This window comes from Pseudomonas sp. N40(2020) (assembly GCF_014472415.1).
Taxonomy (GTDB): Bacteria; Pseudomonadota; Gammaproteobacteria; order Pseudomonadales; family Pseudomonadaceae; genus Aquipseudomonas.
In genome coordinates this window covers 36130-47257 of the sequence record NZ_JACSZV010000048.1, presented here as the reverse complement: position 1 = coordinate 47257, position 11128 = coordinate 36130, and the positions used below count along the sequence as shown (strand labels likewise).

9 protein-coding genes are annotated in these 11128 nt (G+C 59.8%); 5 read left to right on the top strand and 4 right to left on the bottom strand.

Going from position 1 to position 11128, the window contains the following annotated elements; all coding sequences use genetic code 11:
- Window positions 1-253: 253 nt before the first annotated feature.
- From pqqC to IAI51_RS24390, 4 genes are read left to right on the top strand one after another with little or no spacing between them, the layout of a single operon-like run.
- Window positions 254-1006 carry a pyrroloquinoline-quinone synthase PqqC gene (gene pqqC / locus IAI51_RS24405; RefSeq protein WP_187680800.1) on the top strand — a complete coding sequence of 251 codons (753 nt, stop codon included), beginning with the start codon at window positions 254-256 and terminating at the stop codon, window positions 1004-1006.
- Window positions 1003-1278, top strand: a complete 276-nt coding sequence (gene pqqD / locus IAI51_RS24400) for a pyrroloquinoline quinone biosynthesis peptide chaperone PqqD (RefSeq protein WP_187680799.1) — start codon at window positions 1003-1005, stop codon at window positions 1276-1278. The genes pqqC and pqqD overlap by 4 nt, the downstream gene beginning before the upstream one ends.
- 7 nt (window positions 1279-1285) lie before the next feature.
- Window positions 1286-2422 carry a pyrroloquinoline quinone biosynthesis protein PqqE gene (gene pqqE / locus IAI51_RS24395; RefSeq protein WP_410458018.1) on the top strand — a complete coding sequence of 379 codons (1137 nt, stop codon included), beginning with the start codon at window positions 1286-1288 and terminating at the stop codon, window positions 2420-2422.
- Window positions 2388-4196, top strand: a complete 1809-nt coding sequence (locus IAI51_RS24390; protein ID WP_187680797.1) for a S9 family peptidase — start codon at window positions 2388-2390, stop codon at window positions 4194-4196. The genes pqqE and IAI51_RS24390 overlap by 35 nt, the downstream gene beginning before the upstream one ends.
- Window positions 4197-4306: 110 nt before the next feature.
- On the opposite strand, the gene IAI51_RS24385 is transcribed toward IAI51_RS24390, so the two are convergent.
- A complete protein-coding gene (locus IAI51_RS24385; RefSeq protein WP_003228885.1) occupies window positions 4307-4465 on the bottom strand; it encodes a YqaE/Pmp3 family membrane protein in 159 nt (52 codons plus the stop codon).
- Between the two features lie 196 nt (window positions 4466-4661).
- The gene (locus tag IAI51_RS24380) at window positions 4662-5945 is read right to left on the bottom strand and encodes an aspartate aminotransferase family protein (protein ID WP_187680796.1); all 1284 of its coding nucleotides are present in this window, start codon (window positions 5943-5945) and stop codon (window positions 4662-4664) included.
- A gap of 169 nt (window positions 5946-6114) precedes the next feature.
- Here IAI51_RS24380 and IAI51_RS24375 point away from each other — a divergent pair, with 169 nt between their 5' ends.
- Window positions 6115-7044 (top strand): LysR family transcriptional regulator, encoded by a 930-nt coding sequence (locus IAI51_RS24375; protein WP_187680795.1) that lies wholly within the window; start codon window positions 6115-6117, stop codon window positions 7042-7044.
- Between the two features lie 227 nt (window positions 7045-7271).
- On the opposite strand, the gene IAI51_RS24370 is transcribed toward IAI51_RS24375, so the two are convergent.
- Together IAI51_RS24370 and IAI51_RS24365 are read right to left on the bottom strand one after the other, a co-directional pair.
- A complete protein-coding gene (locus IAI51_RS24370) occupies window positions 7272-9050 on the bottom strand; it encodes an acyl-CoA dehydrogenase C-terminal domain-containing protein (protein WP_187680794.1) in 1779 nt (592 codons plus the stop codon).
- 211 nt (window positions 9051-9261) lie between these two features.
- Window positions 9262-11058 (bottom strand): acyl-CoA dehydrogenase C-terminal domain-containing protein, encoded by a 1797-nt coding sequence (locus IAI51_RS24365; RefSeq protein WP_187680793.1) that lies wholly within the window; start codon window positions 11056-11058, stop codon window positions 9262-9264.
- Window positions 11059-11128: the final 70 nt, after the last annotated feature.

The following is an 11128-nucleotide window of genomic DNA, read 5'->3' as shown; positions in this document are numbered from 1 at the left end:
TAGTCCATTACTGTGTCCCATGACTAACTCGTCGTATCGTTTTGTCAGTCGGGCATCTAGCCCGGTCATTTGATATCCATGCCGTCCTTTTATAGACCAGGATCGGGAGATGTGTAGATACCAATGCTCATCGCTGGCAAGCCAGCTCCCACAGGGTTCTGTGGCGTACACAAAAACTGTGGGAGCTGGCTCGCCAGCGATGACGTCCGAATAGACACAAGTGATTCCAACGGTTGTTCCCCGGAGAACCGCAATGACCGACCAACCGATGTCCCCCGCCGAATTCGAAGCGGCCCTGCGCGCCAAAGGCGCCTACTACCACATCCATCACCCGTACCACGTGGCGATGTATCAGGGCCGCGCCACCCGCGAACAGATTCAGGGCTGGGTCGCCAACCGCTTCTACTATCAGGTGAACATTCCCCTGAAAGACGCGGCGATCCTCGCCAACTGCCCGGATCGCGAAATCCGTCGCGAGTGGATTCAGCGCTTGCTCGACCACGACGGCGCCCCGGGTGAAGACGGCGGCATCGAAGCCTGGCTGCGCCTGGGTCAAACGGTCGGCCTCGACCCGGATCAATTGCGCTCCCAGGAACTGGTGCTGCCCGGCGTACGCTTCGCCGTCGATGCCTACGTCAACTTCGCCCGCCGCGCCAGTTGGCAGGAAGCTGCCAGCAGCTCGTTGACCGAACTGTTCGCGCCGCAGATCCACCAGTCGCGCCTCGATAGCTGGCCGCAGCATTACCCGTGGATCGACCCGGCCGGTTACGAATATTTCCGCACCCGCCTCGGTCAGGCGCGCCGTGATGTCGAGCATGGCTTGGCGATCACGCTGGAGCACTACAAGACGCGCGATGGCCAGGAGCGCATGCTGGAAATTCTCCAGTTCAAACTGGACATCCTTTGGAGCATGCTCGACGCCATGAGCATGGCCTACGAACTGAACCGCCCGCCGTATCACAGCGTGACCGAACAACGGGTCTGGCATAAAGGAATCACCCTATGAGTTTCGACCGCAGCAAGACCCCGACCTGGCGCCCCGGTTACCGTTTCCAGTACGAACCGGCGCAAAAAGGCCATGTGCTGCTGTACCCCGAAGGCATGATCAAACTCAACGACAGCGCCGCGCTGATCGGCGGTTTGATCGACGGTGAGCGCGATGTCGCGGCGATCATTGCCGAACTCGACAAGCAGTTCCCCGGCGTGCCCGAACTCGGTGAAGACATCGCGCAATTCATGGAGGTTGCCCGTGCGCAGCACTGGATCGAACTTGCCTGATTCGTCGGTGAACCTGCCGCCCAAGCCTGAGATCGGCCTGCCGCTGTGGTTGCTCGCCGAGCTGACCTACCGCTGCCCGCTGCAATGCCCGTACTGCTCCAATCCGCTGGATTTTGCCGAGCAGGGCAAAGAGCTGAGCACCGAGCAGTGGATCAAGGTATTCCGCGAGGCGCGGGAGATGGGCGCGGCGCAACTGGGCTTTTCCGGTGGTGAGCCGCTGGTGCGCCAGGATCTTGCCGAGCTGATTGCTGAAGCTCGCAAACTGGGCTTCTACACCAACCTGATCACCTCGGGCATCGGCCTCACCGAACAGAAAATCAGCGACTTCAAGAAGGCTGGTCTCGATCACATCCAGATCAGTTTTCAGGCCAGTGACGAGCAAGTGAACAACCTGCTCGCCGGCTCGAAAAAGGCTTTCGCGCAGAAGCTGGAAATGGCCCGTGCGGTGAAGGCCCACGGCTATCCGATGGTGCTGAACTTCGTCACTCATCGGCACAACATCGACAAGATCGACCGCATCATCGAGCTGTGCATTGCGCTCGAGGCGGATTTCGTCGAACTCGCCACCTGCCAGTTCTACGGCTGGGCGCAGCTCAACCGAGTCGGTCTGTTGCCGACCAAGGAACAACTGGTGCGCGCCGAACGCATCACCAACGAATACCGCGCCAAACTGGAAGCCGAAGGGCATCCGTGCAAGCTGATTTTCGTCACCCCGGACTACTACGAAGAACGCCCGAAAGCCTGCATGAACGGCTGGGGCAGCATCTTTCTGACAGTCACCCCGGACGGCACTGCCCTGCCCTGTCATGGCGCCCGACAGCTGCCGGTACAATTTCCCAACGTGCGCGACCACAGCATGCAGCACATCTGGTACGACTCGTTCGGCTTCAACCGCTTTCGCGGTTACGACTGGATGCCCGAGCCTTGCCGCTCCTGCGACGAGAAAGAAAAGGACTTCGGCGGCTGTCGCTGCCAGGCGTTCATGCTCACGGGGGACGCGAGCAACGCTGACCCGGTGTGCAGCAAATCCGAACAGCACGGCGTGATTCTCAAAGCCCGCGAGGAAGCCGAACACGCTACTCAAACCATCGAACAACTGGCCTTCCGTAATGAACGAAATTCACGCCTCATCGCTAAAGGCTGAGCCTTTCAGCGCCGCTCAAGCCGTCGCCGCCGGGATGGATTTCGCCGAACTGCAACTCGGTGCCAACGGTTTGTTCTGGAATGAATATCGTCCCGAAGATGCCGCGTGCCGGATCTGGCACTGGCGTGACGGCGTGGCGAAATGTCTGACGCCGGCCGGTTTCAGCGTGCGCAGTCGGGTGTACGAATATGGCGGTGGCGCGTTTTGTCTGACGCCTGACGGGGTAGTTTTCGTCGGCGAGGCGGATCAGCAACTGTATCGGCAAACGCTGGATGGCGAGCCTGAGGCGCTGACGTCGGGCGAGTGCCGTTATGGCGATCTGCATTTTGCCGATGGCCAGGTGTTGGCGGTTGAGGAACAACATGACACGCATCGGCTGGTGGCGATTGATCTGGCTGACGGCAAGCGTCATCTGCTGGCCGAAGGGGCGGACTTTTACGCCGCACCGACGGTAAGTCCTGATGGCCAGCGTCTGGCGTGGATCGAGTGGAGCCGCCCGCATCAGCCCTGGACGTCGACTCGGTTGATGGTGGCCGAAGGTGATTTTTCGGCGCCCCGTTGCGTGGCGGGCGAACAATTTGAGGAATCCATTCAACAGCCGCGTTTCGATGCTGAAGGCCGTTTGTATTGTCTGACCGATCGTGGCGGATTCTGGCAACCGTGGATTGATACATCGAATGGCCTTCAGCCTTTGCCAAGTGCTGAAGCCGATCATGCACCCGCGCCTTGGCAGCTAGGCGGTTGCACCTGGCTACCCGTTGGTGAGTCTTACCTGGCCAGTTGGAGCGAGGGTGGGTTCGGCTGCCTAGCGCTGAACGGCGAAGACTTTACCGGCGACTACAGCCGCTTTCGTCATCTGGCACTGGATCAGCAATTCATCTATTGCATCGCCGCGTCGCCGATCAGTCCTTCAGCGGTGATCGCCATTGATCGCGTATCCCGCGCAGTCAAAGTGCTGGCCGGCGGTGTTGCACCGTTGCCCGCCGAACGCATCAGCCGCCCGCAAACCCTGCGTTACCCCAGCGTTGCGGGCGAGGCCCACGGGTTCTTCTATCCGGCCATGAGCGGCGAGACGAAACCGCCGCTGGTGGTGTTCATTCATGGCGGCCCGACGTCGGCCTGCTACCCGATGCTCGACCCGCGCATCCAGTACTGGACGCAACGCGGCTTCGCCGTGGCCGACCTTAACTATCACGGCAGCAGCGGTTATGGCCGCGACTATCGACAGGCGTTGCATTTGAGCTGGGGTGACGTCGACGTCGAAGATGCCTGCGCGGTGGTGGCGTATCTCGCCGAGCGTGGCATGGTAGATGGTGATCGCGCATTTATTCGGGGCGGCAGCGCGGGCGGTTACACGACGCTGTGCGCCCTGGCGTTCCATCAGGTGTTTCGTGCGGGCGCCAGCCTTTATGGCGTCAGCGATCCGGTAGCCCTTGCCCGAGCCACGCACAAGTTTGAAGGCGACTACCTCGACTGGCTGATCGGCGATCCCGAGGAAGACGCCGAACGTTACGCCGCCCGCACTCCGCTACTGCATGCGAGCAATATTCGCGTGCCGGTGATTTTCTTTCAGGGTGAACTGGATGCCGTCGTCGTACCGCAACAGACCCGCGACATGGTCACGGCGCTGGAGCAGAACGGCATCCCGGTCGAGGCGCATTACTACGCCGATGAACGCCACGGCTTCCGCCGCGCGGTGAATCAGGCGCATGCGCTGGAACAGGAGTGGTTGTTTTATCGGCGGGTGATGGGGCTAACGTTCACACAGAATTAGCGGTGTCCCTTTCGCGAGCAGGCTCGCTCCCACAGGGGATTTGTGAACGACACAGATCCAGTGTGGGAGCGAGCCTGCTCGCGAAGGCAACCTACCTGGCGCTGCAGGACTCAGCGCTTGGCGATGATGTACACCGCATGCACGATCCCCGGAATGTAGCCACACAACGTCAGCAGAATGTTCAGCCAGAACGCCCCGCCGAACCCGACCTGCAGAAACACACCCAGTGGCGGCAACAGAATGGCGATGATGATACGAATGAAATCCATGGGTCAGCTCCTGATTGGGGGTTGGCTCACTTGAGCCATACAAGCTAATCGACATTTGCCGTTCGTCAGGGTTCAGTGCTATCGCCATTTGTTCGCCACTACCCCACACAAAAAAACGCCCCACGCCAAAAGAATCAGGCGTGGGGCGTGCGTTATACCGCGAGACGGTTCTTCAATTCGGGTAGGACGTTTCGGATCAGACGGCAATCCCTTTACGGCATTGCAGTTGCGCAGTGCGCACGCGGGAAAAGGCGCGGGCCAGACGCAGGAGCATTTCATCGATATTGGTTTTGCTGACGGTGAGTGCCGGGGTGAAACGCAGGCAGTTGGCTTGCGGGGCGTTGAGCAGCAGGCCTTCGTGCAGTGCGGCATTGATGACAGCAGCCGCAGAGTCGTCTGACAGGCTCAGTCCCCAGAACAGGCCTTGACCGCGCAGTTCACCGTGGCCGTAGCGGTGGGCCAATCGCGCCAGACCTTCGCGCAGGTGCTGGCCGTTTTCTCTAACCTGTTCGAGAAAAGTCCGGTCCTGCACGCTGTCGAGCACCACCAACCCCGCTGCTGTCATCAGCGCATTGCCGTGATGGGTGCCACCCAGTTCGCCGGCGTCGAAACAACACGCCTTGCCTCGCGCCAGCAGCGCCGCCAATGGCACGCCACCTCCGAGACCTTTGCCGAGCACGACGATATCGGCGTGTACACCGTAGGACTGTTCCGCGAGCAAGGTGCCGCATCGCCCGATGCCGGTCTGCACTTCGTCGAGGATCAACAGGATGCCCAGTTCACGGCACAAACGCTCGACGCCTTTGAGGTAATGCTCGGTGGCGGGAATGACGCCAGCATCGCTCTGGATCGGTTCAAGCATGATCGCTACGGTTTGCGCATCCACTGCAGCATGCATTGCCGGCAAATCGTTGAATGGCACCAGATCGAAGCCAGGCAACAACGGCGCGAAGCGGTTGGGCAGGTTCGCACTGTCCGACGCCGAGATCGTCGCCAGACTACGGCCGTGGCAGCCCTGCTTCGCAACGATGATCCGCGAGGCGCCGCCGCGATGCAGTTGACCCCACTTGCGCGCCAGTTTGATCGCCGCTTCACAAGCTTCGCTGCCGCTGTTGAGCAGATAAGCCTGATCGCTGGAGGTGCTCGCACACAGGCGTTCGGCGAGGCTGAGCATGACGCGATTGTGCAGATTGAAACCGGGATTGATCAGCGCCTGGGCCTGACTGGCGATGGCTTTGACCAGCGCCGACGGACTGTGACCGAGGCTGTTGGCGCCGCCAGCCTGAGAGAAGTCGAGATAAGCGCGGTCGTTGCTGTCCCACAACCAGGAACCCTGGCCACGGACGAAGACCTGCTGGGGCCGCTCGACGCTGGGCATCAGCCGATCGGCGTTCAGGCTGCCCCCAGCAACAGGCTGATCGGCCTCGAAAGCAAGGTCATCCAGACTCGGCACCGGGCGGCGCAAACTGAACAGATTCATTGGAAAAAACCTCCATTGAGGTTTTTTGAACTGCCTATGCAAACACTGTCGAAGCAAACGCTATTCATCGCGCTCTCTGGCCCTGTAAGCCTTGTGAATGCGGTTAGACTAGGCTCACTGACGGCTCCGGGCCATTTCGATTTCCCAGCATTTTCGATTAGCATTACTTATGGATTTCAAACAACTGCGTTATTTCGTCGCGGTCTACGAAGAAGGTCATGTCGGGAGGGCCGCCGAACGCCTGTCGATCTCGCAACCGGCACTCTCGCAGCAGATCCGCCAGCTCGAACAGAACCTCGATGTCACTCTGTTCGAACGCAGCAGCAAACGCCTTCTGCCGACCCTCGCCGCCCATACGTTGTACAACCACGCGTTGCCTTTGCTCGATGGTTTGCAACGGGCCCGGGAGGCGTTGGGCAACTTCAAGGGCCAGGCACTGCGCACGTTGGCAATCGGTGTGCTGCAAACGGTGCACACCAGCCTCGTCCCGCAAATGCTTGAGCGGGTGCGCAAGGCGCAACCGCATCTGGTTGTGCAGATCTATGAACTGACGGGACTGGAGATCGAGCGGCGCCTGCTCAATGGCTCACTGGATATCGGCATCAGCTATCTGCCGCCGCGTCAGCCCGGGCTGCATGGTGTGCTGCTGTATGAAGATGAGCTCACGCTGGTCATCCCGGCGGATCATCCGTTGCGTGAATTCAAGAAAGTCTCGATCCGACAGGCTGCCGAATTGCCGATGTTGCTGCTCGGAGAAGAGTTTCAGATTCGCCAGATCTGGCAGGCTCAATTGACCAGCCTCGGTCGGCGCCCGCAGGTGCAGGCAGAACTGAACAATATGGTGGGGATTCTCGACAGTTTGCCGCACACCAAACTGGCAACAGTGCTGCCAGGCCAATCGCAAAAAGAATACGACGATGAGGATTTGCTCTGGAAACCATTGAGCGAACCACGGGTGCCGCTGAAGGTGGGCTTGGTGTGTCGCGACGTACAACGTCAGCAGGCGTCTTTGGCGTTGCTGCGGACATTGCTGGAAGAAGTGATGGGGCGTGAAGAGAAACCGCTCAAGGGTGCGCCGCCGCTGGATTCCCGGGCCTGAAAACTTTTCTGCAGACAAAAGAAAACCCCGCCGAAGCGGGGCTTTGCAGACTGTTTCCCTGACATCCATTTCACTCCGCCACCCTGGCAGAATCCTACGTGTCCCTGTTGTTGCTTTGCGCTTCCTGCGCGACGTCCATGAAATGTAGATTAGCCGTGGATCCAATCTACGCATATGGGAGAAGAGCAGCACGTGATGTAAGCGAATGCTTACATCACGTCATCGCATCAGAATTGCGCTGCATCCAGAAGGAACAACGACTCGCTACCAGCCTTCACCGACGCGCTCAACGAGTGAATGCGCGGCAGCAGACGGGCGAAATAGAAGCGCGCGGTGCCGAGCTTGCTGGCGTAGAAATCTTCCTGCGATTCTTTGCCAAACGCGGCTTTGGCCATCAGTGCCCACATGTAGGCATAAGCGGTGTAACCAAACGCTTGCAAATATTCGACCGAGGCTGCGCCGATTTCGTTCGGATTGTTTTTCGCCCGATCCAGCAGCCACGCCGTCAACTCGTCGAGGGTATCGACAGCGTCGTTCAGCGGCTTGGTGAATTCCCCCAGATCACCACTCGCCGAAGCGGTGAAGTGGCGGATCTCGTCGGCGAACAGTTGATAGTACGCGCCGCCGCTGCCGACGATCTTGCGCCCCACCAAGTCCAGCGCCTGAATACCGTTGGTGCCTTCATAGATCTGCGTGATGCGCACATCACGCACCAGTTGCTCTTGGCCCCACTCGCGGATGTAGCCGTGGCCGCCGAAAATCTGCTGGCCGTGGACGGTGGTTTCCAGACCCAGATCGGTCAGGAACGCCTTGGCCACCGGCGTCAGCAAGGCGACCAGATCTTCAGCACGCTTACGCGTGGTTGCGTCTTCGCTGAACTTGGCCGTGTCGAGTTGCATCGCCACGTAGGTGGAAAATGCACGGCCACCTTCGTTCGAGGCTTTCATGGTCAGCAGCATGCGCCGCACGTCCGGGTGGACGATGATCGGGTCAGCGACTTTGTCTTTGTTCTGCGCGCCAGTTGGCGAACGGCTTTGCAGACGGTCGCGCGCGTATTCGACGGCGTTCTGATAGGAGCGCTCGCCAGTGGCCAGGCCCTGAATGCCGACGCCCAGACGCTCGTAGTTCATCATGGTGAACATCGCGGCGAGACCCTTGTTCGGCTCACCAACCAGATAACCGACCGCTTCGTCGAAGTTCATCACGCAGGTGGCGGATGCCTGGATACCCATCTTGTGTTCGATAGAACCGCAGTTCGCCGGATTGCGCGCGCCCAGGCTGCCGTCGGCAATGACCATAAACTTCGGCACCAGGAACAGCGAAATACCTTTCGGGCCGGCCGGTGCGTCAGGCAGCTTGGCCAAAACCAGATGAATGATGTTTTCCGTAAGGTCGTGTTCGCCACCAGTGATGAAGATCTTGGTGCCGCTGACCTTGTAGGAACCATCGGCCTGAGGCTCGGCCTTGGTGCGAATAATGCCCAGGTCGGTGCCGGCGTGCGGCTCGGTCAGGCACATGGAACCGGCCCAGACGCCGGCGTACATGTTCGGCAGGTACGCGGCTTTCAGCTCTTCGCTGGCGTGGGCGTTGATCGACAGGCAGGCGCCGGCAGTCAGCATTGGGTACAGACCGAAGGACAGGCTGGCGGAGTTGACCATTTCTTCGACTTGGGCCGAAACGGCTTTGGGCATGCCCATGCCACCGTATTGCGGATCACCGCCAACGCCGACCCAACCGCCTTCAGCGTAAGTCTGATAAGCCTGTGGGAAACCGGCCGGCGTGGTGACGGCACCGTCGGCCCAGTGGCAACCTTCTTCGTCTGCCACACGGCTCAGGGGCGCGATGCTTTTGCTGGTGACCTTGCCGGCCTCTTCGAGAATCGCTTCAACGGTCTCGGCGTCGACAGTCTCGGCCAGCGCCGGCAGTTCGGCCCAGAGTTTGGCGACTTCGAACACTTCATTGAGGACGAAGCGCATATCGCGCAGCGGCGCTTTGTAGTCAGCCATGGCAAACCTCGCAAGATCTAAAAAGGTATTCGTGGAAGGGTGTTTTCATTGAGGCCGAGTGTACCCCAACAACTTTTGCGACACATAGGGTCAACCGGTGACTGATTTGTTATTTTTAGTCACCAGAAAAAATCGCAGCCTTCGCCAGCTCCTACAGGTAAAACGCGATCCCGTGTAGGAGCTGCCGCAGGCTGCGATCTTTTGATCTTCCTTAAAGCGCAAACATTTCGGCCGGCAGCTTCATCAAGCAATCACTCCCCGCCTCAATCGCCGCACGGTGCGCAGCCGTTCTTGGCAGCAACCGCTTGAAATAAAACTCGCACGTCGCCAGTTTGCCCCGGCAGAAATCCCCATCGCCCTCGCCCGCCTCCAGTTGCGCCTGCGCCACCAGCGCCATGCGCAACCACAGATAACCGAGGATGATGTAGCCGCTGTACATCAGGTAATCCACCGACGCGGCACCGACTTCGTCCGGATTCTTCATCGCCGCCATGCCGACCTTCATGGTCAGGTCGCCCCACTGCTGGTTGAGGTCGTTGAGCTGCGCAACAAAACTGCCTAGTTGCGCATGCCCGGCATTCGCCGCGCAGAACTTGTGGACGATTTTGGTGAAACCGCGCAGCAGCTTGCCCTGACTGCCGAGCACTTTGCGCCCGAGCAGATCCAGCGCCTGAATACCATTGGTGCCTTCGTAGATCGGCGCAATCCGACAATCGCGAACCAACTGTTCCATGCCCCATTCACGAATGAAGCCATGGCCGCCGAACACCTGCATGCCGTGGTTGGTCACTTCCAGCCCGGTGTCGGTCATGAAGGCCTTGCAGATCGGCGTAAGGAACGCCAGCAAGTCTTCGGCCTCCTGACGCGCATCGGCATCACTGCTCAGGTGCGCGGTATCGAGCAGTTGAGCGGTAAAGTAAGTCAGCGCGCGGTTGCCTTCGTTGAAGGCTTTCATGGTCAGCAGCATGCGCCGCACGTCGGGGTGAACGATGATTGGGTCGGCCGGTTTATCCGGGGCTTTGGCACCGGTCAGGGCACGCATCTGCAAACGGTCGTTGGCGTATTTGATCGCGCCCTGGAAACTCGCTTCACCCAGACACAAACCCTGCATGCCGGTGCCGAGCCGCGCGTGGTTCATCATGGTAAACATGCAGTTCAGGCCTTTATTCGGCTCGCCGATCAGAAATCCTTTGGCGCCGTCGAAGTTCAACACGCAAGTAGCTGAAGCCTTGATGCCCATCTTGTGTTCGATCGAACCACAGGAAACGCCGTTGCGTTCACCCGCCTCGCCCACAGCATCCGGGAGGTATTTCGGCACGATGAACAGTGAAATCCCCTTGGTGCCCGCCGGCGCGTCCGGCAGCTTGGCCAATACCAGATGGATAATGTTGTCGCTCATGTCGTGCTCGCCGGCAGAGATGAAAATCTTGCTGCCGGTGACCGCATAACTGCCGTCGGCTTGAGGCACGGCGCGGGTCTTGATGATGCCCAGATCAGTGCCGCAATGGGCTTCGGTCAGGCACATGGTGCCGGTCCATTGGCCGGCCGTGAGTTTGCTCAGGTAAGTGGTTTTCTGATCTTCGGTGCCGTGGGCGTGTATCGCCGACATCGCACCGTGGGTCAGGCCCGGATACATGCCCCAAGAGGTGTTGCTGGAGCCGACCATTTCGCTGATCACCAGCCCCAGCGAACTCGGCAGACCTTGGCCACCGTAGGTCGGATCCGCTGCCAGACCATGCCAGCCGCCCTCGACGTATTGTGCGAAGGCTTGCTTGAAGCCTGTAGGCGTTGTCACCACACCGTTGTCGAAATGGCAGCCCTCTTCGTCACCGCTACGATTGAGCGGTGCCAGAACGTTCTCACAGAACTTGGCGCCCTCTTCGAGGATCGCGTTGATCATGTCCGGGCTGGCGTCGTGGGCGCCGAGGGCGGCGTAGTTGCCGTGGAAGTCGAAGACGTGGTCGATCAGAAAGCGCATGTCGCGCAGGGGAGCTTTGTAGTCGGGCATGGTGGCTTCTCCGTCAGCAGATTTCTTCAACCTACTGCCGGCCACCACGCCCCACAATCACTGTCCAGAC

Bases quoted from the DNA above. Each gene is read 5' to 3' on its own strand.
- pqqC (WP_187680800.1), top strand. From the start codon at position 254: ATGACCGACCAACCGATGTCCCCCGCCGAATTCGAAGCGGCCCTGCGC.
- pqqD (WP_187680799.1), top strand. From the start codon at position 1,003: ATGAGTTTCGACCGCAGCAAGACCCCGACCTGGCGCCCCGGTTACCGT.
- IAI51_RS24390 (WP_187680797.1), top strand. From the start codon at position 2,388: ATGAACGAAATTCACGCCTCATCGCTAAAGGCTGAGCCTTTCAGCGCC.
- IAI51_RS24385 (WP_003228885.1), bottom strand. From the start codon at position 4,465: ATGGATTTCATTCGTATCATCATCGCCATTCTGTTGCCGCCACTGGGT.
- IAI51_RS24380 (WP_187680796.1), bottom strand. From the start codon at position 5,945: ATGAATCTGTTCAGTTTGCGCCGCCCGGTGCCGAGTCTGGATGACCTT.
- IAI51_RS24375 (WP_187680795.1), top strand. From the start codon at position 6,115: ATGGATTTCAAACAACTGCGTTATTTCGTCGCGGTCTACGAAGAAGGT.
- IAI51_RS24370 (WP_187680794.1), bottom strand. From the start codon at position 9,050: ATGGCTGACTACAAAGCGCCGCTGCGCGATATGCGCTTCGTCCTCAAT.
- IAI51_RS24365 (WP_187680793.1), bottom strand. From the start codon at position 11,058: ATGCCCGACTACAAAGCTCCCCTGCGCGACATGCGCTTTCTGATCGAC.